The sequence below is a fragment of the Cellulomonas alba genome (assembly GCF_030362835.1).
GTDB classification, from domain to species: domain Bacteria; phylum Actinomycetota; class Actinomycetes; order Actinomycetales; family Cellulomonadaceae; genus Cellulomonas; species Cellulomonas alba.
Window position 1 is genome coordinate 1901867 of record NZ_JAUCGQ010000001.1, and the last position, 26986, is coordinate 1928852.

At 73.3% G+C, this 26986-nt stretch carries 21 protein-coding genes; 11 read left to right on the forward strand and 10 right to left on the reverse strand.

Annotated elements, in window-relative coordinates; translation table 11 throughout:
* The first annotated feature begins 373 nt into the window (after positions 1-373).
* Together QRT04_RS08725 and QRT04_RS08730 are read left to right on the forward strand one after the other, a co-directional pair.
* Positions 374-1030, forward strand: coding sequence for a PadR family transcriptional regulator (locus tag QRT04_RS08725; RefSeq protein ID WP_289454828.1), 657 nt, complete (start codon positions 374-376; stop codon positions 1028-1030).
* The gene (locus tag QRT04_RS08730) at positions 1027-2118 is read left to right on the forward strand and encodes an inositol-3-phosphate synthase (RefSeq protein WP_289454829.1); all 1092 of its coding nucleotides are present in this window, start codon (positions 1027-1029) and stop codon (positions 2116-2118) included. The genes QRT04_RS08725 and QRT04_RS08730 overlap by 4 nt, the downstream gene beginning before the upstream one ends.
* 163 nt (positions 2119-2281) lie before the next feature.
* Here the strand turns inward: QRT04_RS08730 and QRT04_RS08735 are convergent, their stop codons facing one another.
* Together QRT04_RS08735 and QRT04_RS08740 are read right to left on the reverse strand one after the other, a co-directional pair.
* Positions 2282-3721: a hypothetical protein gene (locus QRT04_RS08735; protein ID WP_289454830.1), complete on the reverse strand. Its 1440-nt coding sequence runs from the start codon at positions 3719-3721 to the stop codon at positions 2282-2284.
* Positions 3711-4247, reverse strand: a complete 537-nt coding sequence (locus QRT04_RS08740) for an RNA polymerase sigma factor (protein WP_289454831.1) — start codon at positions 4245-4247, stop codon at positions 3711-3713. The genes QRT04_RS08735 and QRT04_RS08740 overlap by 11 nt, the downstream gene beginning before the upstream one ends.
* Before the next feature lie 148 nt (positions 4248-4395).
* Between QRT04_RS08740 and QRT04_RS08745 the strand changes: the two genes are divergently transcribed.
* Positions 4396-5703: an MFS transporter gene (locus tag QRT04_RS08745; protein WP_289454832.1), complete on the forward strand. Its 1308-nt coding sequence runs from the start codon at positions 4396-4398 to the stop codon at positions 5701-5703.
* 141 nt (positions 5704-5844) lie between these two features.
* The gene (locus tag QRT04_RS08750; protein ID WP_289454833.1) at positions 5845-7476 is read left to right on the forward strand and encodes a SpoIIE family protein phosphatase; all 1632 of its coding nucleotides are present in this window, start codon (positions 5845-5847) and stop codon (positions 7474-7476) included.
* Positions 7477-7489: 13 nt separating this feature from the next.
* On the opposite strand, the gene QRT04_RS08755 is transcribed toward QRT04_RS08750, so the two are convergent.
* Positions 7490-8971 carry a CCA tRNA nucleotidyltransferase gene (locus QRT04_RS08755; RefSeq protein ID WP_407653609.1) on the reverse strand — a complete coding sequence of 494 codons (1482 nt, stop codon included), beginning with the start codon at positions 8969-8971 and terminating at the stop codon, positions 7490-7492.
* Positions 8972-9098: 127 nt separating this feature from the next.
* On the opposite strand from QRT04_RS08755, the gene QRT04_RS08760 reads away from it, so the two are divergent.
* The 7 genes from QRT04_RS08760 (at position 9099) to QRT04_RS08790 (ending at position 19612) form a co-directional block, all read left to right on the forward strand.
* Complete coding sequence (locus QRT04_RS08760; protein ID WP_289454834.1) at positions 9099-9653, forward strand: NUDIX hydrolase; 555 nt, start codon at positions 9099-9101, stop codon at positions 9651-9653.
* Entirely contained in the window at positions 9650-11914 is a 2265-nt protein-coding gene (locus tag QRT04_RS08765) for a DUF6049 family protein (protein WP_289454835.1), read from the forward strand. Before QRT04_RS08760 ends, QRT04_RS08765 begins: the two co-directional genes overlap by 4 nt.
* Positions 11911-15465: a murein biosynthesis integral membrane protein MurJ gene (gene murJ / locus QRT04_RS08770; RefSeq protein WP_289454836.1), complete on the forward strand. Its 3555-nt coding sequence runs from the start codon at positions 11911-11913 to the stop codon at positions 15463-15465. Before QRT04_RS08765 ends, murJ begins: the two co-directional genes overlap by 4 nt.
* 128 nt (positions 15466-15593) lie before the next feature.
* On the forward strand, positions 15594-16589 hold the full coding sequence (gene trxB / locus QRT04_RS08775; RefSeq protein ID WP_289454837.1) for a thioredoxin-disulfide reductase: 996 nt from the start codon (positions 15594-15596) through the stop codon (positions 16587-16589).
* The gene (gene trxA, locus QRT04_RS08780; protein ID WP_289454838.1) at positions 16586-16918 is read left to right on the forward strand and encodes a thioredoxin; all 333 of its coding nucleotides are present in this window, start codon (positions 16586-16588) and stop codon (positions 16916-16918) included. Before trxB ends, trxA begins: the two co-directional genes overlap by 4 nt.
* A gap of 160 nt (positions 16919-17078) precedes the next feature.
* Entirely contained in the window at positions 17079-18425 is a 1347-nt protein-coding gene (locus QRT04_RS08785) for an aminotransferase-like domain-containing protein (RefSeq protein ID WP_456064474.1), read from the forward strand.
* Positions 18426-18673: 248 nt separating this feature from the next.
* Complete coding sequence (locus tag QRT04_RS08790) at positions 18674-19612, forward strand: D-alanine--D-alanine ligase family protein (protein WP_289454839.1); 939 nt, start codon at positions 18674-18676, stop codon at positions 19610-19612.
* 111 nt (positions 19613-19723) lie between these two features.
* Here the strand turns inward: QRT04_RS08790 and QRT04_RS08795 are convergent, their stop codons facing one another.
* The 7 genes from QRT04_RS08795 to rnpA form a co-directional block, all read right to left on the reverse strand.
* A complete protein-coding gene (locus QRT04_RS08795) occupies positions 19724-20893 on the reverse strand; it encodes a ParB/RepB/Spo0J family partition protein (protein ID WP_289454840.1) in 1170 nt (389 codons plus the stop codon).
* On the reverse strand, positions 20890-22095 hold the full coding sequence (locus tag QRT04_RS17185) for a ParA family protein (protein ID WP_407653610.1): 1206 nt from the start codon (positions 22093-22095) through the stop codon (positions 20890-20892). Before QRT04_RS17185 ends, QRT04_RS08795 begins: the two co-directional genes overlap by 4 nt.
* A 772-nt stretch (positions 22096-22867) precedes the next feature.
* Positions 22868-23530, reverse strand: a complete 663-nt coding sequence (gene rsmG, locus QRT04_RS08805) for a 16S rRNA (guanine(527)-N(7))-methyltransferase RsmG (RefSeq protein WP_289454841.1) — start codon at positions 23528-23530, stop codon at positions 22868-22870.
* A gap of 1135 nt (positions 23531-24665) precedes the next feature.
* Entirely contained in the window at positions 24666-25169 is a 504-nt protein-coding gene (locus QRT04_RS08810; RefSeq protein WP_289454842.1) for a Jag family protein, read from the reverse strand.
* Between the two features lie 29 nt (positions 25170-25198).
* A complete protein-coding gene (gene yidC / locus QRT04_RS08815; RefSeq protein ID WP_289454843.1) occupies positions 25199-26311 on the reverse strand; it encodes a membrane protein insertase YidC in 1113 nt (370 codons plus the stop codon).
* Between the two features lie 24 nt (positions 26312-26335).
* Positions 26336-26632 carry a membrane protein insertion efficiency factor YidD gene (gene yidD, locus QRT04_RS08820; protein WP_289454844.1) on the reverse strand — a complete coding sequence of 99 codons (297 nt, stop codon included), beginning with the start codon at positions 26630-26632 and terminating at the stop codon, positions 26336-26338.
* Complete coding sequence (gene rnpA / locus QRT04_RS08825) at positions 26629-26985, reverse strand: ribonuclease P protein component (protein ID WP_289454845.1); 357 nt, start codon at positions 26983-26985, stop codon at positions 26629-26631. Before rnpA ends, yidD begins: the two co-directional genes overlap by 4 nt.
* Between the last annotated feature and the right edge of the window lies 1 nt (position 26986).

The following is a 26986-nucleotide window of genomic DNA, read 5'->3' on the forward strand; positions in this document are numbered from 1 at the left end:
GACGACGACAGAGGTGGCCGGTCCGCCCGCGCGCCGGCGACGTGCGCCGGCGACGACCAGGCATGCGTCAGCCGCTCGTCAGTATGGCCGGGCCACCCGTGCGTCTCGCCCGCAGGAGCCGCTCCGCCACCAGCCTTCACACGATCGGCACGGCACGTGGCCACCGGCGCCGCCGTCGGGCGGGTCCGTGTGGCGGCGGCCACAGCAGGAGCCCAGGTCACACGCGGCCGACGGCCGAGGCGCTTGCCTCGAAGCCTCGGCTCGACATACTCTCCAGATGTATCGACTTGATACATCGATCAGAACATGGTCGAGACCTGGCTGCTGGACCCTCCGTCCCGCGGCCGTCCGTCCAGTCTTCCGGGGAGGTGCCGTGCGCGGTCGCAGCGACGTGCTCGAGCCGGCCATCCTCGGCCTGCTGCACGAGTCGCCGATGCACGGCTACGAGCTGCGCAAGCGCCTCAACCTCGTCCTCGGTTCGTTCCGCGCTCTCTCCTACGGCTCGCTCTACCCCGCCCTCAAGTCGCTGGCCGACCGAGGGTGGATCGTGGGCTCCGAGTCTCCGGAGGGTGCGCCGCACGCCGTGACGAGCAAGCGTGCACGCATCGTGTACCAGCTGACCGCTGACGGCAAGGAGCACCTGCAGGAGGTGCTCGCGTCGTCCGGTCCCTCCACCTGGGAGGACGAGAACTTCGACGTCCGGTTCGCCTTCTTCGGGCAGACCGACGCCGAGACCCGACTGCGGATCCTCGAGGGTCGGCGCACGCGCCTGACCGAGCGACTCGAGCAGATCCGCCAGTCCGTGGCCCGCACCCGCGAGCGCATGGACGAGTACACCCTCGAGCTGCAGCGTCACGGCCTCGAACAGGTCGAGCGCGAGGTCCGCTGGCTCGACGGGCTCATCGACAACGAGCGTGGCGTGCGCCGCGCGCGTCCCACAGGCACCGGTCGTCCGGCCGCTGCCGACTCACCTGCTGCCGCACCGGCCTCGGCCGACGCGGCGCGCAACACCGAGAAGGAGCGAGGATGACCTCCATCCGCGTCGCCATCGTCGGCGTCGGCAACTGCGCCGCGTCGCTGGTCCAGGGCGTCCACTACTACGCCGACGCCGACCCGAACGGGACCGTCCCCGGTCTCATGCACGTGCAGTTCGGCGACTACCACGTGCGCGACATCGAGTTCGTGGCGGCGTTCGACGTCGACGCGAAGAAGGTCGGCTTCGACCTCTCGGAGGCGATCTTCGCCTCGGAGAACAACACCATCAAGATCTCGGACGTCCCGCCGCTCGGCGTGACCGTCCAGCGCGGTGTGACGAACGACGGTCTGGGCAAGTACTACCAGCAGACGATCGAGGAGTCGGACGCCGAGCCGGTCGACGTCGTCCAGGCGCTCAAGGACGCCAAGGTCGACGTCCTGGTCTCCTACCTGCCGGTGGGCTCCGAGGTGGCCGACAAGTTCTACGCGCAGTGCGCGATCGACGCCGGTGTCGCCTTCGTGAACGCGCTGCCCGTCTTCATCGCGTCCGACCCGGAGTGGGCCGCGAAGTTCGAGGCCGCCGGTGTCCCGATCGTCGGCGACGACATCAAGTCGCAGGTCGGCGCCACGATCACGCACCGCGTCATCGCGAAGCTGTTCGAGGACCGCGGCGTCATCCTGGACCGCACGTACCAGCTGAACGTCGGCGGCAACATGGACTTCAAGAACATGCTCGAGCGCGAGCGCCTGGAGTCCAAGAAGGTCTCGAAGACGCAGGCCGTCACCTCCAACCTCTCCGGCCCGCTCGCCGGCAAGAAGGAGGACCGCAACGTCCACATCGGCCCGTCGGACTACGTCGCGTGGCTCGACGACCGCAAGTGGGCGTACGTCCGCCTCGAGGGCCGCGCGTTCGGCGAGGTGCCCCTGAACCTCGAGTACAAGCTCGAGGTCTGGGACTCCCCGAACTCGGCCGGCATCATCATCGACGCGGTCCGCGCGGCGAAGATCGCCAAGGACCGCGGCATCGGCGGCCCCATCCTGTCCGCGTCGACGTACTTCATGAAGTCGCCGCCGGTCCAGATGGAGGACACGCAGGGCCGCGCGCAGCTCGAGGCGTTCATCCGCGGTGAGGTCGAGCGCTGACCTGCAACGCAGCGCAGGTGAAGGGTCGTCCCCGTGAGGGGGCGGCCCTTCGCCGTAGCGGAGTGGAAGGGCGGCGCGACCCAAGGAAGAACGCGCCCCGACACCGCAGACCCAGCCAAGGCCGTCGCCCCACCCGGGCGGCGTCCTTCGCCGCACCCGCCCCTCAGCCCACGGCACCACCGACCACCCACGAGGCCAGCCCCGCCACCCACCGCGCCCCACCGTCGGCCGCGGGCGCGGGCGCCAGCACGACCGACGCCCCGGTCCCGACGCGGTGCGCGGTGAGCACCGCGGGCGCGTCGGCCGCCGCACAGTCGTGCGAGGACTCGACGTAGACGGTCCCGCCGACGGCGGCGAGCCGGAAGAACGTGTCGTGCCTCGACCCGGCGCCTTGCAGCAGCGTCGCGGCTGAGCCCTGGAGCAGGTACGCGCCGGTCGCGCACGCGTCCGCCGTCGCGACGGCCGGGCTCAGGGCCGCGCCGGCGGTCGCGACGACGCCGTCGGACACGTAGGTGCCGAACGGCCGGACGGGGAACGGCGCACCCGCGCGGAGCCGCCCGAGGGGCGTCGTGTCGCCGGAGGTCGTGACGAGCTCGAGGCGCGGGTTCCAGTCGAGCACGCCTCCGCCGCCGGTGAAGTCGAAGCAGGACACGAGGAGGCTCGTCGCGTCGTGCCAGGCGACGGCCTGGCACGCGCCGTCGGTCACGCCCGTGCGGACCTCCGTGCGGGGACCGCCGTCGACGTGGAACAGGTACACCCCGGTGGCGTCGTCGGTCGTCTGGGCGACCAGGGAGCCGTCGGGGCTCACGAGGAAGGCGGTCGACGCGGCGGTCGCGCCCAGGTCGCGCGGCGCACCCGAGGGCGGGAACGCCCGCAGTGCCGTGCCGTCCGACCAGAGCTCGACGCCGGCGGGGGTGGTCGCGACGTAGGTCGCGCCGTCGGGCGGGTTGACCTGGTCGGTCGTCAGGGCACCGGTGAGCAGGTCGAGCGTGCCCGTCGTCGTGGCGCCCGGCAGGGAGGCGGCGACGCGGGGATCCGTCGGCACGACCTCGACGCGGACCTGCGCGGCGCCCGACCGCCAGGACAGGACGCGCGGCACGATGCCGGGGGGCAGCGCGTGGGCGCGGTAGCGCTCGCCGGTCGGCGAGACGACGAGGACCGCCGGCGTCGCGGGGACCGGACCGTCGGACCCGTCGCGCGCGGGCCAGTACGTCGCCACCACCCAGCCAGGGCCGGTCCCGGCGAGCACCGCGGCGTCGAGCGGGCGCGCGTCCGGCACGCCCGGCGACGTCAGCACCGCGCCGACCGTGGGAGACGCCGGCGTCGGGACGGCCGGTGCCGAGGTGGGGGTCGACGTGACGCTCGGCGGCGGGACAGCGGGCGCCGGGTGCTCCTTCGCGGTCACGCCCAGCCAGCCGGCCCCGGCGACGAGGCCGGCGACCGCGAGCGCCGACACGGTCGTGGCGGTGTGGCGGGCCCGCCGCCGGCGTCGCACGCGCGCCACGGTCGCCGTCCACGCGGTCGCGTCCTCGGGCAGGCCGGGGAGCGTCCGCTCGCGCGCCGCGAGGGCCGCGGCCATCAGGTCGTCGAGGTCACGCGTCATGACGCACCTCCGTCGAGGGCAGCACGGGCACGCTGTCGCGCGGCGCCGTGGTGCCGAGGGCCGCGTTGAGCGCGGCGACGCCGTCGGACAGGTAGCGCTTCACGGCGCCCTCGCTGAGGCCGAGCACCGCGGCGGTCTCGGCGGTCGAGAGGTCCTCGACGTGCCGCAGCACGACGCACGCGCGCTGCCGGGGGCTCAGGCGCGCGAGTGCGGCCTCGAGCGGGCCCGCGAGCTCGTCGGCGAGGCGCGCCTCGGGCCCGACGTCGACCTGGGCGCGCCACCCGCCGACGCGCTCGACCGCGGCTCGCTCCCGCTGGTGGCGCCGCGTCCCGTCGACGAACCGCGTGAAGATCGCGCGCCGCACGTACTGCTCGGCCTCCGCGGGGGTCGCGAACCGCGCACGGCCTCCGAACACCGCGACGAGCGCGTCCTGCACCAGGTCCTCCGCCTCGGCCCGCGACCTGACGAGGAGCATGGCCCGCGCGACGAGGCCCGGGTAGCGCTCGCGCGCCACCTGCTCGAGCATCGGCTCCCACCGCGCCATCGCGTCCCGGCCTCCCGCCTCAACGGTCCCACCCGGAGAACGAACGGCGTGGCACCGCCGGTTGGGGGCGCCGCGCCCGAACCGCGGCGGTCGACGGGGACGCCCGTCCGCCGGGTGCGAGGATGGCGGCGTGCAGGTGATCGACGACCTGAAGGCCCTGTGGCCGCTCCGGGACTTCCGCAAGCTCTTCGCCGTCCGGCTGGTCAGCCAGTGCGGCGACGGCATGTTCCAGGTCGGGCTCGCGACCCTGTTCTTCTTCTCGCCCGAGAAGGCCTCCACGGCGGTGGGCGTCGCGACGGCGTTCGCGGTGCTGCTGCTGCCGTTCACGATCGTCGGACCGTGGGCCGGAGTGCTCCTCGACCGGTGGCGGCGCCGTCAGGTGCTGCTCTACGGGAACCTCACGCGGGTCGTCGTCACGTCGGTGATCGCGCTCGTCATGGTGACGCAGGGTGCGACGCCGCTGGTGTACGTGCTGGCACTGGTCAACCTCTCGATCAACCGGTTCCTGCTCGCGGCGCTGTCGGCGTCGCTGCCGCGGGTCGTGGACGGGCCGCTGCTGCTGACGGCGAACTCGCTCACGCCGACCCTCGGCACCGCGGCCTCCGTCGCGGGCGGCGGGATCGGCTTCCTGCTCGGCATGGTGCTGCCGACCGGCAGGGTGCGCGACGCGTCGGCGCTCGTGCTCGCGGCGGCGGTCATGGCGTGCGCGGCCGCGCTGGCGGCGCGCATCGGGCGGGACCGGCTCGGGCCTGAGGCGCGGGCTGACGCCGCGCAGCTGCGCGCCGCGCTCGGCACGCTGGCCCGAGGGCTGGTCGCCGGGGCGCGGCACCTGGTGGAACGGCGCACGCCGGCGCGCGCGCTCGGCATCATGGCCGTGCACCGGTTCCTGTACGGCGTCGTCTTCATCGCGAGCCTGCTGATCTCGCGGAACCTGCTCTCGGACCCGCTCGACGCGAACGCCGGCCTCGCGACGTTCGCGTCGGTGCTCGGTGCGTCCGGCGTCGGCTTCTTCGCGGCCGTGATCCTCACGCCTGTCGTCACGCCGAAGGTCGGCCCGCACACCTGGATCGTGCTGTGCCTCACCCTGGCGGCCGTCAGCCAGGCGGTGCTGGTCGCCTGGTACTCGCTGCCCGTGATCCTCGTCGCGGCGGCGGCGCTCGGGCTCGCGGCGCAGGGCGCGAAGATCGCGGTCGACACGATCGTGCAGCGCGACACCGACGACGCGTTCCGCGGCCGGGCGTTCGCGATCTACGACGTGCTCTACAACGCGGCGTTCGTGGGCGCCGCCGCGCTGGCCGCCGCGCTGCTGCCGGACACGGGGTACTCGCGCGCCCTGTTCGCGGCGCTCGCCGCGGGATACGCCGCCGGAGCCGTCGTGTACGGCGCGGCGTCGCGACGCACACCCGCCCGGGTCGAGCTCGAGCGGCAGGCGGTCTAGAGTCCGCCACTACCTGGGGGAAGGTTTTCGTGAAAGGCTCGAGTCGCCGTGGAGAAGCCGGGGCAGTCGAAGACAGGACCGCCTTTGCCTGCAGTACCCCCTCCCGCCGACGCCGCTGACGCCGTCGGTGCTCTCACGGTCGTGACCGACGGGCTGTCCGTCGTCGTCACCGACCCGCGCCAGCCTGACGACCCGATCATCTGGGTCAGCGAGGGCTTCACGCGGCTGACCGGCTACGACGCCCAGTCGGTCCTCGGGCGCAACTGCCGCCTGCTCCAGGGACCGCGCACCGAGAGCACCTCGCTCATGCGGCTGCGCGAGGGGCTCGCGCAGGGGCAGGTCGTCTCCGAGCTGCTGCTCAACTACCGGCGGGACGGCTCGCCGTTCTGGAACCGCGTCGTCATCGGCAACGTCCGCGACGAGTCCGGGCAGGTGACCTACCGGGTCGGCGTCCAGGCAGACGTCACGGACTCGGTCGAGGCCGCGCTCACGCGTGACGCGGGCGCGCGGGTCGAGCGCGAGACCACGATCCGCCTCGACCTCCTGGCCCGCGTCAGCGACGAGCTGACCGCTCGGCTCGACTACCACGACGCCGTCGACGCGCTCGGGGACCTCGCCGTCCCGGCGCTCGCCACGTGGGGGTTCGTCGCGGTGACGGACGACCGTGGGCGGTACGAGCACGTGCACCTCGCGACCAGCGAGCCCGACCTCGCGGCGGCGATCAAGGAGCTCGCGAACGAGGACCTCGGCTGGCTGTACGGCGCGCCGAGCGTCACGGCGGCGCTGACGAGCGGCCCGGGCTTCATCGCCGCGCCCTACCGCGTCGCCCGGGCAGGCATCCGCGACTACGCGTCGCAGCGGCAGTACGAGCTGTTCGAGGAGCTCGGGCTCGGGAGCGCGCTCGTGCTCCCGCTGCGCGGGCGCGACCGGGTGCTCGGCGTCATCGCGTTCGTCAGCCGCGACCTCGAGGCGTTCAGCCCCGAGGTGGTCGTCACCGCGGCGCACCTGGGGCGGCGCGCCGGGCTCGCGCTCGACAACACGCGGCTGTTCCTCGCGGAGCGGTCCGCGGCGCTGACGCTCCAGCACCGGCTGCTGCCCGCGATCCCGAAGGTCGAGGGGCTCGACGTCGCCGCCGCCTATGTGCCGTCCGCGCGATCGGCGGAGGTCGGCGGCGACTGGTTCGACGTGCTCCCGCTCGCGGACGGGTCGCTGGGCCTCGCGGTCGGCGACGTGGTGGGCCACGACATGCGCGCCGCTGCGGCGATGGGCCAGCTCCGGTCGCTGCTGCGGTCCGCGGCGTGGGAGGGCAGCTCCCCGGCCGCCGTGATCGCGCGGGTCGACACCCTCGTGCGTGGGCTGGACATCGCCGACATCGCCACGTGCGTGTACGCGCGGTGGCAGTCGGCGGACGACGCGGTGCTCGTCACCTATGCGCGCGCCGGCCACCCGCCCGCCATGCTCCGGCTGCCCGGTGGCGAGGTCCGGGTGCTCAACGGCGGTGGGACCACGCCGCTCGGCGTCGGGCCCGTCAGCGACTCGGTCCGCGACGGCGCCGTGAGCGTCCCGCCCGGCGCGATGCTCGTGCTGTACACCGACGGTCTCGTGGAGCGCCGCGACCGCGGGCTGCGGGGCGGCATCGACGAGCTCGTCCACTCGCTCGAGTCCGTGGGCGACGACGTCGACGCGCAGACGCTCGTCGACACGCTCGTGCGCGACCTCGTGGGCGCGCAGCAGGAGGACGACCTCTGCCTGCTCGTCGTCCGCCGGCCCTGACGGCGCGGAGGCGTCAGCCCTCGCGCTCGCCCCACCAGGCGAGCAGCTCGTCGCGCGCCGCGTCCTCGCCGAGCGGTCCGCGGTCCATGCGCAGCGCGAGCAGGTGCTTGTACGCCGCGCCGACCTCGCGCCCCGGGCCGATGCCGAGGATCGCCATGATCTCGGTGCCGTCGAGGTCGGGCCGGATCGAGTCGAGCTCCTCCTGCTCCTTGAGGCGCGCGATGCGCTCCTCGAGGTCGTCGTACGCGGCCGACAGACGCGCCGCCTTGCGGACGTTGCGCGTCGTGCAGTCGGAGCGCGTCAGGCGGTGCAGGCGCTCGAGCAGCGGGCCCGCGTCCGTGACGTAGCGGCGGACGGCCGAGTCGGTCCACTCGCCGTCGCCGTAGCCGTGGAAGCGCAGGTGCAGCTCGGTCAGGCGCGAGACCGCCTGCACCGTGGCCTTGTCGAAGCGCAGCTCCTTGAGGCGCTTCGACACGAGCTTCGCACCCACGACCTCGTGATGGTGGAAGCTGACGCCGCCGCCGTCCTCGAACCGCCGGGTGCGTGGCTTGCCGATGTCGTGCAGCAGCGCGGCGAGGCGCAGCACCAGGTCGGGCCGCGGCACGGGCCCGTCGGCGCCCGTCTCGAGCGCGATCGCCTTCTCGAGCACGGTGAGCGAGTGCTGGTAGACGTCCTTGTGGCGGTGGTGCTCGTCGATCTCGAGGCGCAGCGCCGGCAGCTCGGGCAGCACGTGCTCGGCGAGACCGGTGTCCGCCAGCACCTCGAGGCCCGCGCGCGGGTTGGCGGAGAGCAGCAGCTTGGCGAGCTCGTCGCGCACGCGCTCGGCGCTGACGATCGCGATGCGCTCGGCCATCTCCACGATCGCCCCGCGGGCGTCGTCGTCGACCGCGAAGTCGAGCTGGGCCGCGAAGCGCGCCGCCCGCATCATGCGCAGCGGGTCGTCGTCGAACGACTGCCGCGGGTCCACCGGGGTGCGGAGCACGCCGCGCGCGAGGTCGGACAGCCCGTCGAACGGGTCGACGAACGTGAGGCTCGGCACGCGCACCGCCATCGAGTTCACGGTGAAGTCGCGGCGTGAGAGGTCACCCTCGAGCGTGTCGCCGAACACCACGTCGGGCTTGCGCGACGACGGGTCGTACGCGTCGGTGCGGTACGTCGTCACCTCGACGACGACGTCGGGCGCGCCGGCCCGCGCGAACCGCCGCGCCCCGATCGTGCCGAACTCGCGGCCGATGTCCCAGTGCGCGTCGCCCCAGCGGGCGAGGATCGCCTCGGTCTCGTCGGGCGTCGCCGACGTGGTGAAGTCGAGGTCCGCGGAGAGGCGGCCGAGGAACGCGTCGCGCACCGGACCGCCGACCAGGGCCAGCTCGTGCCCCGCGGCCTCGAACAGGCGGCCGAGCTCGAGCGCGTCCGCCGGCAGCCCGGCGAGGACGGAGAGCGCCCGCTCCTGCAGGGCGCGGACCGCGGGTCGCGCGTCGTCGGCCTGCGCGGGCACGGGCCCGGTGGCGGGCTCGGAGGAGGGCTCGGGCGAGACGATCGGCACCCGTCCAAGCCTGCCAGATCGCGGCGAACCGCCCGACCGGCGGTCCGGGACCAGCGTGCTGCTTCGTTACAGTGTCGATATGTCAAGTCCCGCACACCACCCCGTGCCCGGGGGTGTGCCGGCTCCGCCGGGCGGCCATCCGCTCCGCATCGACCCGTCCCACCTCGCGGCCCGCGTGTCGACCGTGCCGCTGCCCGTCGTGGACGAGACGTCGGCCGGCGGCCTGGTCGTCGCGCTGCGCGACGGCGCGTACCACGCGGCCGTGATCGCCCGCCGCAATCGAGCGGGCCGCCTCGAGTGGTGCCTCCCGAAGGGGCACCTCGAGGGCGAGGAGACGCCGGAGCAGGCCGCGGTGCGCGAGATCGCCGAGGAGACGGGCATCGTCGGCCGCGTGCTGCGCCGGCTCGGCTCGATCGACTACTGGTTCAGCGGCGAGGACCGCCGCGTGCACAAGGTGGTGCACCACTTCCTGCTCGGCGCGACGGGTGGCGAGCTCTCGGTCGCGGGCGACCCTGACGGCGAGGCGGAGGACGCCGCGTGGGTGCCGGTCGCCGACCTGCACCGCGTGCTGGCCTACCCGAACGAGCGTCGGCTCGCGGAAGCAGCGCTCGTCGTGCTCGCCCAGCAGGCATGACGCGACGAGGGACCTGGCGCCGCGCGGCGGGTGCGGTGCTGGCGCTGGCGGCCGGGCTCACGCTCGCCGCCGCACCGGCGGTCGCCGAGACGGACGACGGCCAGCCCGGCCTCACCGTGGAGATCACGAACGTGGCGCCCGCGGTGCTCCAGCCGGGCGACGACCTCAACGTCGACGCGACGCTGCACAACGACACCGACCGACCCATCGACGACCCGACGGCCACGCTGCTGATCCGCCGGTTCAACTTCACGCAGCGCGCGGACCTCGCGACGTTCGCGGCCGGGGGCCACGACGACCAGCTCGACGCGCCGACCGCGCAGGCGGGCACCGGGCAGCCGCTCGCACCGGGCGCCAGCGTGTCCGTGCACCTGACCGTCCCTGCGGCGCAGGTGGGCTTCATCGACACGCAGGACGCGTGGGGGCCGCGGGGCATCGCCGTCGAGGGCTCGTCGCTGGGCTCGGTGCTCGGCATCCAGCGCTCGTTCGTGCTCTGGCTCCCGACGCAGGCCGGGCCGATGCCGCAGGCGTCGCTCTCGGTGCTCGTGCCGGTTACCGGCCCCCCGACCACGCCCGTGACGTCCCCCGCCGCGGCGGTCCCGAGCCCCACCGCGAATCCCGGCCCGACCGCGACCGCGGGGACCCCCGTCACGCCGACGATCACGGGCGACGAAGGCGTCGACCCCGCGACCGCCGATGCCCTCCGTGCGCTGACGGCCCCGGGTGGTCGGCTGACCTCGACGCTCGCGGTGCTCGAGAGCGACCCCGGCATCGGAGCCGCCGTCGACCCGCGGCTGCTCGCGCAGGCGGCGACAGTGGGCGGGACGGCCAAGGCGTGGGCGGAGGGCGTCGACGCGACGCTCGCCCTGCGCGACGTCGCGACGCTGCCGTGGGCCGACGTCGACGTCGCCGCGACGGTCCACGCGCAGGAGACGGGCCTCGCGGACCTCGCGATCGAGCGGTCGAAGAGCGCCGACGTCCCGGGCGGCCACGTCGGCACGCTGCTGTGGGCTCCGAGCAAGCCGGACGCGCGGACCGCGGCGCTCGTGCCGCGCAAGGCGCTCGCCGGTCTCGTCGCCCCGGTCGGGAGCGTCACGTCGGCGGCGGCGCAGAAGCAGGCGATCAGCGGCGTGCAGACCGTCCCCACCGGTAACGGCGATGCGCGGCTGCTCAACCCGGACCCCGTGCTGACCGGCCTGTTCACCGACCCCGCGACGATCGAGCCCGGCGCCACCACCGCCACCGCGAGCCAGCGGCTGCTCGCCGAGCTCGCGGTGCTCGCGCGGCGCGACTCCCCGGCCCCCGTCGCGCTCGTCGCGCCCGGCCGCGGCTGGCAGCCCGACGCCGCGCTCGTCGCGTCGGAGGTCGCGACGGTCCGGGACGCGCCGTGGGTGTCGCTCACGCCGATCTCCGCGCTGCTGAACAACGCCGGCGACGCCCCCGAGCGCAAGCTCGCGTCGACCGTGGTCGCGGACTCGGAGCTCGCGCCGCGAGACGTCGAGCGGCTCGCCGACGCCCGCGAGCGCGCCCGCGCGTTCGCGGGGGTCACCAGCAACCCCGACACTTCGATGCGCGACGTCGACGACGTGGTGCTCGCGCCCCTCGCGGTCGCCTGGCGCGCGGACCCCGCGGGGCGCGCCGCGCTGGTCGACGCGGTCGACGAGACCGTCACGGCGCGCACGTCCGGCCTCTCGATCGCGCCGCTCAGCGACCTGAACGTCATCAGCGCGCGCAGCGAGCTGCGTGTCACCGTCCGCAACGCGCTCGCCGTGCCCGCGACCGTCCACCTCGTCGTGTCGCCGCGCAAGGCGTGCCTCCAGGCCGACCAGACGGACCCGCTGACCGTCGACGCGCACGACGAGAAGAACGTCGTCGTGGTGCTCCACGCGACGGCCAACTGCGAGGTCACCGTCCTCGCCGGTCTGACGAACCCGGCGGGTCAGGTGGTGTCGGCGCCCGTGCAGTTCCAGGCACGCGTGGCGCCGACCATCGAGAGCGTCGGAACGATCGTGGTCGGCGTGCTGCTCGCGATCGGGCTCGTGCTCGGCATCGTCCGGACGGTCCGGCGCGGCCAGAGCGCGCGCCGCGGTGCGCGCCTGCAGGCGGAGGCCACGCGTGACGACGCCCCGCTGGCCCTCGCGCCGCTCGGCGGCGTCACGGAGCCACGCCCCGAGGACGAGGGCAGCCCGCGAACCCCCGCGGCCGGCACCTCGACGGCCGGGATGCCGGCCGACCCGAGCCCGCCGGAGGCTCCGCGGTGACCGAGACGCCCGGCGGGGCCCGGGCACTGCGTCGTGCGTCGGCGCTCATGGCGTCGGGCACGGCGACCTCGCGCGCGCTCGGCCTGCTGCGCGGCATGGTGCTGGTCGCCGCGATCGGCGCGACCGGCCAGGCGGCCGACGCGTTCGCCGTCGCGAACAAGCTCCCGAACGTGCTGTACCTGCTGCTCGCGGGCGGCGCGCTGAACTCGGTGCTCGTCCCGCAGGTGGTGCGCGCGTACCGGCAGAAGATCGGGCAGGAGTACGTCGACCGGCTGCTGACCCTCGGCTTCGGCATCCTCGCGCTGGCGACGCTGCTGCTGACGATGGCCGCGCCGCTGCTCGTCCGCATCTACGCCGACCCGTGCAGCAGCGCGCAGCTCGGCCTCGCGACGGCGTTCGCGTTCTGGTGCATCCCGCAGCTGTTCTTCTACGGGGTGTCGGGCCTGCTCGGCATCGTGCTCAACGCGCGGGGCTCGTTCGGGCCGTACATGTGGGCGCCCGTCGTCAACAACATCGTGTCGATCGCCGGCTTCGGCGTCTTCATCGTGCTGTTCGGCGGGATCAAGCACAGCGATCTCGGGCACGCGTCGCAGTGGGGCGGCACCGAGATCGCGGTCCTCGCGGGCGGCGCGACCCTCGGCGTCATCGCGCAGGCGCTCATCCTGCTCCCGGCGCTGCGCGCGGCGGGCGTCTTCTACCGTCCCCGGTTCGGCGTCCGCGGCGTGGGCCTGAGCCGGGCCGGGACCGTCGGAACGTGGACGCTCGTCGGCCTCGCGGTGGGGCAGCTCGGCTACATCGTGGTGTCGCGCGCCGCGTCCGCCGCTCCCGGTGCCGCGGGCGGCGCGACCGGCTGTCACGCCGGGATCGGCGGCATCGCGGGCAACGCCGCGTACGACGCCGCCTTCCTCATCTTCATCCTCCCGCACTCGCTCGTGACGGTGTCGCTCGCGACGGCCCTGTTCACGCGCCTCGCGGAGCAGGCGCACGACGGCGACGTCGACGGCGCGCGCGCCACCCTGTCCTACGGCGTGCGCGTCGTCGGCCTCTTCACGGTGATCGCGACGGCGGTCGTCGTGGTGCTCGCCCGACCGGTCACGGACCTGGTGCTGTGGACCGCGGCACCACCATCCGTCAACGCGGTGGCCGGGGTCGTCGTCACGATGATGCTCGGCCTCGCCCCGTACGGCGTCTGGTCCATGTTCCAGCGCGCGTTCTACGCGTACGAGGACGCCAGGACGATGGTGCCGATCCAGGTGGGCATGTGCGCCGTCGTGGTCGCGGGCACGCTCCTGTCGCGCGCGGCCGCGCCGCCGCGGCTCTGGGTCGCGGGCGCCGGCCTGTCCATGAGCGTGTCGTACCTCGTCGGCGGCCTGTGGGCGGGCTGGCTGCTGCGCCGGCGCCTCGGCACGGTCGACGGTCCGCGCATCCTGCGGCTGCACGTCCAGGCGACCGTCGCCGCGTTGTTCGCGTCCCTCGTCGGCCTCGGACTCCTCGCGGTGCTCCGGCACGCGCTCCGCGGCGGCCACGTGGCGGCGATCGTGGAGTGCGCCGCGGTGGGCACCCTGATGTGCGTGCTCTACGTCGGTGCGCTGCGGGCGATGCGGGTGCGCGAGATCGACGGGCTCGTCGGGCCGCTGCTCCGGCTCGTTCCCGGGGGGCTGCGGCGAGGCGGTCCGTCTAGCATGAGGCCGACGAGAGTGCAGGTCGGGGAGGTGCCGCCGGTGAGCGAGGTCCTTCGCGGCACCGTGCTGGCCGGCCGGTACCGCGTGCTGGACCCCCTGCCCTCGGACCTCCCTGGCTCCTCGCTCTGGACGGCGGGCGACCAGATCCTCGACCGCACGGTGCAGGTGCGCGTGCTCGAGGGCGGCTCGGCGGTCGCTCTCGACGCGGCGCGGCGCGCGGCCCTCGTCACGGATCCCCGGCTCGTCCGCGTGCTCGACGTGGGCACGCACGAGGGCCTCGGCTACGTCGTCACCGAGCAGGTCGCCGGGCTCTCGCTGGGCCGGCTCGCGCAGCGCGGTCCGCTGACGGCCGACCAGGCGCGTGCGGTCGTCGGCGAGGCGGCGGGCGCCCTCGAGGTCGCGCGTCGGCGCGGTGTGCACCACCTCGCGCTGCGCCCTGCTGCGGTGCACGTCGGCGGCGACGGACGCGTGCTGGTCAGCGGCCTCGCGCTCGACGCGGCCGTGCTCGGCACCTCCAGCCGCGACGCCCGCCTCACGTCGCGCGCCGACGCCGTGGGCCTCGTCCGCCTGCTCTACGCCGCGCTGACGGGCTACTGGCCGGCGGACCCGAACGCCCCCGAGACGCCGGGGCCTGGCGCGCTGCCCGCGGCGCCGACGCGCGACGGCCTGCCGGTGCCGCCCGCCGAGCTCGTCGCCGACGTCCCGAACGACCTCGACACGCTGTGCGCCGTGACGCTCGGCCGGCACGAGGACGGCCCGCACACGCCGGGCGAGCTGGTCGACGAGCTCGCGCCGTGGGGCGAGATCCAGCCGACGGGCGTGATGGCGCCCTCGACCGGCTCGCCGGAGGGCGCCGCCCCCGCCGCTGCCGCCCTCGCTGCTGCCGCCCCCGGAGCCGAGCCCGAGGCGGGTCCCGCCGACCAGCCGGTGGCCGCCGCCGGCGCCGTGGCGGCCGCGGCCGGTGCCGCCGCGGGCGCGCGCACGCAGGCGTCCGTGGACGACGACCAGCACGACACGCAGCCCGTCCAGGTGCACCGCCAATCGGTGCGCAGCGCGTTCGACACCCCCGGTACGGGCACCAACCGGCCGGGCACGCCGCCGCCCGCGGCTCCCGTGCGCACCAGCGCGTTCGGCACCCAGCCCCTGCCCGCGTTCCCGCCCCGCGAGCCGGTCGAGCAGCAGCTGCCCACGGGCGAGACGCCGTTCGTCTTCGAGGACGTCGTCCGGAGCCGGGACGACGACGTGCGCCGCCGCCGGTTCGACCCGACCGCGCTCGTGCTCGTGCTGGTCGCGCTCGTCGTGCTCGTCGGCGTCGTCATCGCCGGCAAGGAGCTGTTCTCGTCGATCGAGCACCGCGGCTCGTCGGCCACGCACACGAGCGGCCCCAGCGCGTCAGCGACGAACGGCGGCAAGCCCAGCCCGACCACGCCCCCCGCGGGCGGCGCCGCTCCCGTCATCGCGTCGGCGACCACGTACGACCCGTCCGACACCGACGGCGAGCACGAGGAGCTCGTCAAGAAGGCGATCGACGACAGCAAGAAGACCGCCTGGTACACGCTGACCTACAAGCGGCCCGACTTCTCCGGCATCAAGTCCGGCGTCGCGCTCACCATCACGCTGGACAAGCCGGCGACCGTCTCGAAGGTGACGCTCGTGACGAAGAGCGAGGGCGGCGACGTCAAGATCCGCGCGGGCTCGGCCGACAAGCCGAAGGGCGGCGAGACGCTCGCGCACGGTCCGGTGTCGGGCACGACGACCTTCACGCTGTCGAAGCCCACGGAGCTCGACTCGGTCACGATCTGGATCGACGAGCTCCCCCAGACTAACGGCGCGAACCGGCTCGAGGTCTACGACGTCCAGATCTCCTGAGATCGCGCGCCCCGCCGTGTGGACGGCCCGGGGCGCGGAACAGATCCGGCCTAGGATCGGTTGACCCGACAGCCCCCGCCGAGCCGCCCTGCCGGGCGTCGCCCGGCCTGCCGACCGCAAGGATCACCGTGAGCGACCAGTCCGTCCGCGAGCTCGTCATCGTCGGTTCCGGCCCCGCCGGATACACCGCCGCGATCTACGCGGCGCGCGCGGGGCTCGCCCCGCTCGTCGTCGCCGGTTCCGTGACGGCCGGTGGCGCGCTGATGAACACCACCGAGGTCGAGAACTTCCCCGGCTGGCCCGCCGGCATCCAGGGCCCCGAGCTGATGGAGAACCTGCAGCAGCAGGCCGAGAAGTTCGGTGCCGAGGTGCTGTGGGACGACGCGACGTCGCTCTCGCTCGTCGGCCCGGTCAAGGAGGTCACCGTCTCCGGCGGCGAGACGTACCGCGCGCGTGCCGTGATCCTGGCGACCGGCTCGGCGTACCGCGAGCTCGGCCTCGCCAGCGAGAAGCGCCTCTCGGGGCGCGGCGTCTCGTGGTGTGCGACCTGTGACGGGTTCTTCTTCCGCGACCAGGAGATCGTGGTGGTCGGCGGCGGCGACTCGGCCGTCGAGGAGGCCACCTTCCTGACGCGGTTCGGCAAGCGCGTCACGATGGTCCACCGTCGCGACCAGCTCCGTGCCTCGAAGATCATGGCCGACCGCGCGGCGTCCGACCCGAAGATCGACTTCGTGTGGAACGCCGAGGTCGTGGACATCCACGGCGACGGCAAGGTCAGCGGCGTGACGCTGCGCGACACCGTGACCGGCGAGACCACCGAGCGCCCGACCGGCGCGGTGTTCGTGGCGATCGGCCACGTGCCGCGCACCGAGCTCGTGCTCGGCCAGGTCGAGCTCGACGAGGACGGCTACATCCAGGTCGTCGGCCGCACCACGCAGACCAACCTCACGGGCGTGTTCGCGGCGGGCGACGTCGTCGACCACACCTACCGCCAGGCGATCACCGCCGCCGGCTCCGGTTGCGCCGCGGCGCTGGACGCCCAGCACTACCTCGCCTCGCTCGGCGACACGGTCGACCCGGTGCCCGAGTCCGAGGCCCTGACCCTCGTGGAGGACCACCGATGAGCGCCACCAGCCCCGTCACCGACGCCACGTTCGCCGCCGAGGTCCTCGGATCGGACGTCCCCGTCCTCGTCGACTTCTGGGCGCCGTGGTGCGGTCCGTGCCGCATGGTCGCGCCCGTGCTCGAGGAGCTCGCCTCGCAGTACGAGGGCCGCGTCAAGATCGTCAAGCTCAACTCGGACGAGAACCCGCAGGTCACGGCCGACTACGGGGTCGTCTCGATCCCGACGCTGAACTTCTACGCCGGCGGCGAGCTCGTGAAGTCCGTGATCGGCGCCCGTCCCAAGGCGTTCATCGCCGAGGAGATCGAGGGCGTGCTCGCGGCCGTCTGAGTCGCTCGTCGCACGAGGCCCCGGGCGCCGACAGGTGCCGCCGGGGCCTCGTCGTCTCCGCGCCCGGGCCGGCGTCATCTCGCGTCTCGGCCCCGGATGTCCACGCTTCGACCACTTGTGGTTCTGACGTGCTGCTCCGCCGACGTGCGAGACTGCGCGGATGACGACACAGCCCGTGCCCGACCGCGAGACGTCGGGCCAGATGACCCCGTCCGCGGCCGCCGCCGGCACTCGTCTCGACCCGTGGCTCGGTTCGTACGCCGACCGCACCCACGGCATGCGCGCCTCGGAGATCCGCGCCCTGTTCGCCGTCGCCAACCGACCGGAGGTCGTGTCGCTGGCAGGAGGCATGCCGTTCCTCGAGGGCCTCCCCCTCGAGGAGCTCGCCGCCCTCGCCTCCCACGTCGTCGCGACGCGCGGCCTCACGTCGCTCCAGTACGGCTCCGGCCAGGGTGACGAGACGTTGCGCGAGCAGATCCTCGACGTGATGGCGCTCGAGGGGATCCGCGCGCACGCCGACGACGTGGTCGTCACCACCGGTTCGCAGCAGGGCCTCGACCTCGTGACGCGCATCTTCGTCAACCCGGGCGACGTGGTCGTCGCCGAGGCGCCCTCGTACGTCGGCGCGCTCGGCGTCTTCCGCGCCTACCAGGCGGACGTCGTGCACGTGCCCATCGACGCCGACGGCCTCGTGCCCGAGGCGCTCGACGAGACGCTTACGCAGCTCGCCGCGGCAGGTCGGACCGTCAAGCTGCTCTACACCGTGCCGAACTTCCACAACCCGGCTGGTGTCTCGCTGTCGGCCGCGCGTCGGCCGCGCGTCCTGGAGATCGCGCGCCGCCACGGCGTGCTGGTCGTCGAGGACAACCCGTACGGCCTGCTCGGCTTCGACGCGCCGCCGCGTGACGCGCTCCGCGCGCTCGAGGAGGACGGTGTCGTCTACCTCGGCTCGTTCTCCAAGACGTTCGCGCCCGGGTACCGCGTGGGCTGGGTCGTCGCTCCGCACGCGGTCCGTGAGAAGCTCGTCCTCGCGTCCGAGTCCGCCATCCTCTGCCCCTCGAACGCATCGCAGCTCGCCATCTCGGCGTACCTGCAGACGTTCGACTGGCGGGGGCAGGTCAAGTCCTACGGCGAGCAGTACCGGGAACGGCGCGACGCCATGATCTCGGCGTTGTCCGAGTACCTGCCGTCCGCGTCGTGGAACGTGCCGGAGGGCGGCTTCTACACGTGGGTGCGTCTGCCCGACGGGCTCGACTCGCGTGACATGCTCCCGCGTGCCGTCACCGCGCGCGTCGCCTACGTGCCCGGCACCGCCTTCTACTACGACGGTGCGGGCTCGGACCACCTGCGCCTGTCGTTCTGCTACCCGACGCCCGAGCGGATCCGTGAGGGCGTGCGTCGTCTGGCCGGCGTCGTGTCCGGCGAGCGTGAGCTCGTGGACCTGTTCGGCACCGGCGGCGTCGCCGGTGGTGGCGACGTCCAGGCGCCGTCGCCCGACCTGTCGTGACTGCGCCGGTTCCCGAGGCTCCCGGGCCCGACGCGTTGCCGGGCGATCCGCCAGAGCTCGCCACGCCTCCGCGGGAGGCGTCGATCGGTGATCGGCGGGCGGCCGATGCGCCTGAGGATGGCGCTGCGACCGATGGGCAGCAGGCGCCCAGTGCGCCCGAGGCTCGGAGCCCGGCGGCCGGGCGGCGGGTCTCCGCTGGTCCCGGACCTGGGAGCTCGGCGCGCGGGCGCCCTCTTCCGCGGGTCGTCGTGCTCGCGGGTGGCCTCTCGCACGAGCGTGACGTGTCGCTCCGATCGGGCCGTCGCGTCGCCGACGCGCTCCGTGCGGTCGGCGTCGAGGTCACCGTGCACGACGTGGACGCCGACCTCGTCACGGCGTTGAGCGAGCTGCGACCCGACGTCGTGTGGCCGCTCCTGCACGGCGCGACCGGCGAGGACGGATCGGTGCGCGACGTCGTAGAGCTGCTCGGTCTCCGGCTGGTCGGGTCCGACGCCCGAGCGAGCCGCGTCGCCTGGAGCAAGCCGGTGGCCAAGACCCTGCTCGCCGCCTCGGGCATCCGCACGCCGGAGTTCGTGACGCTTCCCCAGGCCCTCTTCCGCGAGCTCGACGCACCTGCCGTGCTGGCCGCTCTCGTCGACCGGCTCGGGCTGCCGCTCGTGGTCAAGCCCGAGCGCGGTGGATCAGCGCTCGGTGTGTCGCTCGTCGAGGTCGCAGAAGACCTGCCCCGCGCGATGGTCGAGTGCTTCGCGTACGGCGACACGGCCCTGGTCGAGCGCGCGGTCCGTGGCACCGAGGTCGCTGTGAGTGTCGTCGACACCGGATCGGGTCCCGTGGCGCTGCCGGCGGTCGAGGTCGTCGTCGACGGGCCGTACGACTTCGACGCGCGCTACAACCCGGGGCGCGTCGAGTACTTCACGCCGGCACGCCTGTCCGCGACCGCGTCGGCCGACGCCGCCGACGTCGCCGTGCGGGCGCACGCCCTTCTGCGGCTCTCCGGACTGTCGCGCACCGACCTGGTCGTCGACGCCGACGGCGTGCCATGGTTCCTCGAGGTGAACGTCGCTCCGGGCATGACGGAGACGTCGCTGTTCCCGCAGGCAGCCGAGGCGGCGGCGCTGAACCTCGGCGAGCTCTACCGGGACGTCGTCTCCGCCGCTTGGCGCGGCGCCCCTGTTTCTCTGCGCTGACCTGCGGCCTTACCCCCGCAGGGACGTCTCGTCACGCACGTGCCCGTCGAACGCCGCATGCAGCTGATCAACCGAGGGCGTCTTGCGTCGGCGAGTCGTCCCATGTCTGCGTCAGCCGCGCAGGAGACCGGGATCCTCCGGAGCGAGGCTGCCGAGGATCCGGTTGAGGTCCTGGACAGAGGCGAACTCCACGGTCAGGCGTCCGCGCGTCTTGCCGAGGCTGACCTTGACCCGGGTGTCGAAGCGGTCGGAGAGGCGCGACGCGAGGTCGTCGAGCGCGACGTTCCTCTCGCCGGCGCGAGGTGCGGCTCGGCGAGCGGGCTTCTCCGGGTCACCGCCAAGGGCGACGATCTCCTCCACCGTGCGCACCGAGAGTCCCTCGGCAACGATGCGCTGCGCCAGCCGCTCGGCGGCAGCCGCGTCGTTCAGGCCGAGGAGCGCCCGCGCGTGTCCCGCGGAGAGCACACCCGCGGCCACGCGCCGCTGCACGAGCGGCGGCAGCTTGAGCAAGCGCAGCGTGTTCGAGATCTGGGGCCGCGAGCGCTGGATGCGCGTCGCGAGCTCGTCGTGCGTGCAGCCGAAGTCGTCGAGCAGCTGCTGGTAGGCAGCGGCCTCCTCGAGCGGGTTCAGCTGCGACCGGTGCAGGTTCTCGAGGAGCGCGTCTCGCAGCAGGTCGCCGTCGTCGGTCTCGCGGATGATCGCCGGGATGGTCGAGAGGCCGGCGGCCTGCGTGGCGCGCCACCGGCGCTCGCCCATGATCAGCTCGTAGCCGTCTCCGACGTCCCGGACCACGACGGGCTGGAGCACGCCGACCTCGCGGATCGACCCGACGAGCTCGTCGAGCGCCTCCTCCTCGAAGACCGTCCGGGGCTGGCGTGGGTTCGGCCGGATCGACTCGACCGGCAGCTCAGCGAAGCGGGCGCCGGGCACCGGGACGAGGCCGTCGTCTCCGGACGGCGCGTGGGCTGTCGCGGTGTCGGCCGATGCGCTCTCGGCACGCGTCTGCGCCACGCCCTCGCCGGCGTGGTCGGAATCCCCCGCGGCGGATGCCGCGGGGAGGTCGGCCTCCGCCGTCCGCGCCGCGGTCCCGTCGTCCTGCGGGTCGGTGAGCGCCTCAGGGTCGGCGGGGGCGTCGACGACGGCCGTTGCCGTGGCGCTCCCGTTCGACGGTCCGGGGAAGAACACGTCGACGGGCCGCTCGCCCTTCGGACGCTGCCCGTCTGCCCCCGTCGGGATCAGGGCCCCGAGACCTCGACCGAGTCCACGTCGCTTGTCGCTCACTGCGCCTCCAGTTCGACCGTGCTGGCCGCCGTTGCCTGCTGAATGGTGCTCGCTTCGTCCGGCGCACCGGTGCCCGACACGCCCGCGCTCGGCGCACCGCGCTCCGCGAGCTCGCGCGCGGCCTCGAGGTACGCCAGCGCGCCCGTGGAACCCGCGTCATACGTCATGACCGTCTGCCCGTAGCTGGGCGCCTCGGAGATCCGGACCGAACGCGGAACCGTGGTCCGAAGCGTGCTTTCCGGGAAGTGGGTTCGCACCTCCGCCGCCACCTGCTGCGCGAGGTTCGTGCGCGCGTCGTACATCGTCAGCAGGATCGTCGACACGTGGAGCTCGCGGTTCAGGTGCGCCTGGATGAGCTGGATGGTCTTCAGCAGCTGGCTCAGACCCTCGAGCGCGTAGTACTCGCACTGGATCGGGATGAGCACCTCACGCGCGACGACAAACGCGTTGACGGTGAGCAGGCCGAGGCTCGGCGGGCAGTCGACGAACACGTAGTCGATCGGCTGCTGGCCCTGCTCGATGCGCCACGCGAGGTACTGGTCGAGCGCGTTCCTCAGCCGCGTCTCGCGAGCCACGAGCGAGACGAGCTCGATCTCCGCGCCCGAGAGGTCGATCGTCGCCGGCACGCACCAGAGGTTCGGGACGTCCGGGCTCTCCTGCACAGCTTCCGACAACGGCGCACCCTCGACGAGGACCTCGTAGATCGACGGCGTACCCGCGTGGTGCGGGATCCCCAGCGCGGTCGAGGCGTTGCCCTGCGGGTCGTTGTCGAGCACGAGCACGTTCAGCCCGGACTGCGCCAGCGCGGCCGCCAGGTTGACGGTCGTCGTCGTCTTGCCGACACCGCCCTTCTGGTTCGCAACGGTGATGACCCGCGTGTGCGCAGGCTTGGGGAACTGTCGTCCCCGCAGCTCGATGCGCCGCCGCGCGTCCTCCTGAAGCTGGGCCATCAGGGGCGTGTCTTCGCTCGCGACTGGCAGGCTCTCGACCAGCGCGGCCCTGCGCTTCTCGTCCGCGTCCACTCCACTCCTCTGTCCGGGGATCTCAGCGCCGAGGTTCGGCGCGTGAGGCCCCGCCGCATCGCTGTCCACGTCAGGGGCGAACACCTCGGGCGCCCGCTCGGCTGGCGTCCGCCCGGCGGTGAGGGGTCGACCTTCGAACGGAGGACCCGCGGTCCGAACCTCGCGATGTTCGGCGGTCATCGTTTCACGTGAAACGACGATCTCCGACGCTCGTCCGGGTGACTGTGCGAGCGCTGCAGCGTCGCCGCTCGAGTCCCGGGCTGCTGGCTCGTCGTCGTGGGTGCCGCGAGTGGTTTCACGTGAAACGGGGGACGCCGGCGCTTGGGAGCCCGTCGGTCGTGCCTCGGGCGACGCCAGGGTCGGCACAGTCGTGCCCTGTCCGGTCGGAGCCAAGCCGACCCGCTGGGTTCGACCGACGCCGCCGGGGGCTCCTGCCACGGGCGCTGAGTGGTCATCTTCGACCGCGCCCGGCTCAGTGCGGCCCCGCGCCTGTCCGTCGCCCGCCTGGGCGTCAGAGTCCTGGGCAGGGCCGGCTTCACGTGAAACATCGCTGGCGGCCATCTGCGCTGCTGCGTCGAGCGCGACTCCGGGCGCCCCGGTGCTCGCGCCCTGAACCGATGACGGGCCCGGTCGCAAGCCATCCGGCCGGAACTGCGACGGTGACGGCGGGTTGGCGCCAACACCTGGGTCAGCGGTCGCCGACTCATCGGACTCGAAGAACACATCCGGCGCCGGACGAGTCGTCCACGCGTGGCGCCAGGCGGACTGGTCCTCGGCCACCGTCGTCGCCCGGTTCACCTCGCCGGCAGGCTCGACCGCCTCGGCCCCGCCGGCAGCCTCGGCTGGTTGGATTGATCGCGCTGCCACCTCGTGCGCGGCGGAATCCGTCTGCGCGACACCTGCATCGCGGTCGTGGCCGTCTTGCTGAGGCGACTCGGGCCGCGACTTCCGCCTACCGAACACGCGTGCCCTCCCAGGTCGCGAGCACCACGTGGGTTGGCTCGATCCCGTCGATGCTCGCCGCCTGCCTGACCTGGGCATCCACGTACCCGAGCTTCCTCAAGGCGAGTTTCGCTAGGTCGAGCTCTTCCGGGGCCCGCTCGCCCTTCAGGGCCACGAGCCGCCCCTCGCGCCGCAGCAGCGGCGCGCTCCAGGCGAGGAGCTTGTCCAGTGCCGCGACTGCCCTGCAGGTCACGGCGTCGGCATCGATCGCGCCGGCCACATCCTGCGCTCGGCCTCGAAGCACCCGCGCATTCGTCAAGCCGAGCGTCTCGACCACCTCGGTCAACCACTCGGTTCGCCGGAGCATCGGCTCGAGCAGCACCACCTCGAGGTCCGGACGCATCGCCGCTGCGACGACACCGGGCAGGCCTGCGCCACTCCCCAGGTCGATCACACGACCGCGCGCCGGGAGAAGCCCCGCGACCGTCGCGGAGTTCAACAGATGCCGTTCCCAGAGCCGCCCGAGCTCGCGCGGACCAACGAGGCCACGAACCGGGCCTTCGCGTCGAAGCAGTGCGTCGAACGACGAGATCTGCGGCCATGCGGCGCCGAAGAAGGTGGGGAGCCGGGGGTCGCCGCTGAGAGGATCCAGGTGCTCGTCCGCCACCGTCACAGACACGCTCCCTCGCTCGCGCGGCCACGTTGCCCGGATGGGCCTCGTCACCCTATCGGCTGACGCAGCCCAACCGTCGACGACATCCCCACCTGCTACCGGTTGCGCGGAGGCCCGCCACCGCGCAGATTCGGCGCCAACACGCGCCGCCCCCGGGCCATCCCGTTTCACGTGAGACACACGGGCTCCGGATAGTTCTCCGCGGCAGGGCGAGGACCGGCCGGGTAGCTCTCCGTGCCAGGGCGAGACCGGCCGGCGCGTCCGAACCCGAACCGAACGCCGACATCCCCGGGACCGTAGCGCCAAGTCTCGGAACCCGGGCCAGACACCACTGCCCGTGCAGGAATCGGTGGGCGCCGATGGTGCCGGCCGTGGTCGAGACCACGCATCGGCCACACGTTCTGAGTCGCGGAACGGATCGGGCGGTGGTGCCAGCCATGGGCGAGAGCACCCACCGGCAACCGTCCCCACTCGCGGGACGGATCGCATCGCCCCGACTTCCGTGAACCGACGCAGCCCTCGATGCGAAGCACCGGCTGCGTCCACCGGGACCGAGGTGCCTTCAACAGCGGCTCGCCCCCACGTCAGGAACCACCGGCTACAAGTCGCCTCGCGGCCCGGCCAGCCAGTCTCTGGCATGGCAAGGCGCTTGGCATCCCGGCCCGTTCGCGACGGGGTGCACGCCAGTGCATCGGCGCGGCGCGCTGTTTCACGTGAAACAAAGCGCCTCAACGCGAGTGGAAGCCCCCGGACACCGCGGTCGCATCGCGTAGGGGCCCCTGTCCGGATCCCCGGATCGACCCGCCGCCCCCGACTCGAGTACACATCCCCGCCGACGTCGCGTGAAGAGGTCAGCCAAGCACCAGCATGGCACCTGTTTCACGTGAAACGGCCGTCTCAATGTGGCGCCCGGGACCGTTCCACCTGGACCGGCGATCTGCCGACCGGCGACAGCGGTCATGTCGACCCGCGCCCACCGCCGCCGCCCCGAGGCGCGCCAGGCGTCGCCCGGCGCAACCCCCCGTGACGCCGCGAACCCCCGCCGTTTCACGTGAAACAGCGCGACCGCCGGCGCACCCACAGACAAGAAACGGGAAGGTGCACGAGGCACCTTCCCGTTTCCGCGATCAACGGACTACGGCCGAACCACCACGTGCCGCTGGGGCTCGACCCCCTCGGAGTCGCTGCTCAGGCCCGCCGCCGCAACGGCGTCGTGCACGACCTTGCGCTCGAACGGGTTCATCGCGGCCAGTGCCACGGCGGTGCCCGACGTCTTCACCTTCTCGATCGCCTCCTGCGCGACGGCGACCAGCTCGGTCTTGCGGGCCGCGCGGTACCCAGCGACGTCCAGCATCAGCCGGCTACGCTCGCCCGTCCGCGTCTGCACCGCCAGACGGGTCAGCTCCTGCAGTGCGTCGAGCACCTCCCCCTCGCGGCCGACGAGGCGGCGCAGGGACCGGTCGGCTGCATCCTCGGACACGACCTCCACCGCGGCACGGCCGTGGTCGACGTCGATGTCGATGTCGCCGTCGAGGTCCGCGATGTCGAGGAGCTCCTCGAGGTAGTCCGCTGCGATCTCGCCCTCCTCCTCGAGGCGCGTGGCACGCGTGGGCTCTGCCGGTGCGTCAGATGTCGTCATGCGTCTTCTCCGCTCTGGGCGCCGAGGCGCTACTTCTTCTTGGGCTTGGATGCGGACTTCGCAGGCGTCGACTTCGCGCCCGGCGTCGGTCCTGCGGGCTTGGGCGAGGTGGCAGGCGGCTGAGCCGGGCCATCCTCGATGCGCGCGCTCGCGGGGCTTGTCCCGGCGCCGGTGGGTCGAGGCTTGTTCCGCGACTTCCGCTTCGGCTGCTCCCGCTGACCGCTGGGCCGCGGAGCCTCCTCGATCGTGGCGACCGCGGACGGGCCCTCCTCGATGCCGCCGCGCTCGGCGAGCTTGCGCGCCTTGCGCTCCTTCATCAGTCGCTCGGCCTCGGAGCCGGGGGCCGGCATCCGCCTGATCGTGTAGAACTGCTGGCCCATCGACCAGAGGTTCGTCGTGGTCCAGTAGATGAGGACACCGATCGGGAACTGCACGCCGGAGAACGCGAAGATCAGCGGCATCACGTACATGAGCACCTTCTGCTGCTGGGCCATCGGCCCCTGCAGAGCGCTCGGCGGCATGTTCTTCATCGTCAGCTGACGCTGCGTGAGGAACGTGGTCGCCACCATCGCGACGATGAGGACCGCCGCCACGATCTGGATGTGCACGTTGCCGTCGGCGCGCGCGAACACGCCGGAGAGCGGGGCGCCCCAGATCGTGGCGCCTTCCGCGGACTTCGCCAGCTCGCCCGTCATCGGGCCGATGTGCGTACCGCCGTGGTACTGCCCGTCCGCGAGCTGGGGCAGCGAGTTCAGCACCCGGAACAGCGCAAAGAAGATCGGCGACTGCAGCAGGATCGGTAGGCAGGACGCGAACGGGTTCGTGCCGTGCTTGCGGTAGAGCTCCATCGTCTCGCGGCTCATCGCCTCGCGGGACGCCGGGTCCGTCTTTCCCTTGTACTTCTTCTGGATCGCCTGCATCTCGGGCGCGAGCAGCTGCATGCCACGCGACGCCTTGATCTGCTTGAAGAACAGCGGGATCAGCAGGATCCGCATCACGATCACCAGGCCGATGATCGAGAACGCCCAGGCGGCGCCCCCGTCAGGGTCCAGGCCGATGGCGGAGAACAGGCTGTGGAACTGGACCATGATCCAGGCCACAACCACCATGATCGGTTTGAGCAGGCCGTCGAACCACGACATGGGGCAGAGCTCCTCTTTCGGGGATCAGTGCGTGGACGGGGCCACGAAGTGATGGGTGTGCGGGCGAGCAGGCGGGACGTCATCGACGCCACCTGCCGCCCAGGGGTGGCAGCGGAGCACCCGACGCACCGCGAGCCAGGTGCCGTACACGGCACCGTGCACCTGGATCGCGCGTACGGCGTACGTCGAGCACGAGGGGTAGTACCGGCACGACGGCGGCGTCAGCGGCGAGACGAACAGCTGGTAGCCGCGCAGCAGCCCGACGAGCAGCAGTGCCGGGAGGCGTCGAAGGACGCGAAGCACGGAGCGCACCCCGGTCACCTCCGAGCCGCGCGACGCTGTGCGACCGCCAGGGCCGCGTCGAGATCGTCCGCGAGCTCGGCGTAGGGCCGTGCCGCCGCCGGCGGCAGCGCGCGGACGACGAGACCGACGTCGGCCGGCAGCGACGACAACCGCTCTGCCGCGAGGCCACGGAGTCGGCGACGCACCAGGTTTCGTGTCACCGCGTTCCCCACGGCCTTGGACACGACGAAACCGACCACCGGTCCTTGCGGACCGAGGTCGGTTCGGGTCGTCAGATGCACCACGAGGGTGTCGCGCCCGCCGCGCGCACCCCGGCGCACCGCCTGCTCGAAGTCGGCAGCGCGGCGCATCCGGTGCGCTGCGGGCAACACC

Excerpts from the sequence above, each read along its gene's own strand:
- QRT04_RS08730 (WP_289454829.1), top strand. The coding sequence starts at position 1,027 with ATGACCTCCATCCGCGTCGCCATCGTCGGCGTCGGCAACTGCGCCGCG.
- QRT04_RS08735 (WP_289454830.1), bottom strand. The coding sequence starts at position 3,721 with ATGACGCGTGACCTCGACGACCTGATGGCCGCGGCCCTCGCGGCGCGC.
- QRT04_RS08740 (WP_289454831.1), bottom strand. The coding sequence starts at position 4,247 with ATGCTCGAGCAGGTGGCGCGCGAGCGCTACCCGGGCCTCGTCGCGCGG.
- QRT04_RS08760 (WP_289454834.1), top strand. The coding sequence starts at position 9,099 with ATGTCAAGTCCCGCACACCACCCCGTGCCCGGGGGTGTGCCGGCTCCG.
- QRT04_RS08765 (WP_289454835.1), top strand. The coding sequence starts at position 9,650 with ATGACGCGACGAGGGACCTGGCGCCGCGCGGCGGGTGCGGTGCTGGCG.
- trxA (WP_289454838.1), top strand. The coding sequence starts at position 16,586 with ATGAGCGCCACCAGCCCCGTCACCGACGCCACGTTCGCCGCCGAGGTC.
- QRT04_RS08785 (WP_456064474.1), top strand. The coding sequence starts at position 17,079 with ATGACGACACAGCCCGTGCCCGACCGCGAGACGTCGGGCCAGATGACC.
- QRT04_RS17185 (WP_407653610.1), bottom strand. The coding sequence starts at position 22,095 with ATGACCGCCGAACATCGCGAGGTTCGGACCGCGGGTCCTCCGTTCGAA.
- QRT04_RS08810 (WP_289454842.1), bottom strand. The coding sequence starts at position 25,169 with ATGACGACATCTGACGCACCGGCAGAGCCCACGCGTGCCACGCGCCTC.
- yidC (WP_289454843.1), bottom strand. The coding sequence starts at position 26,311 with ATGTCGTGGTTCGACGGCCTGCTCAAACCGATCATGGTGGTTGTGGCC.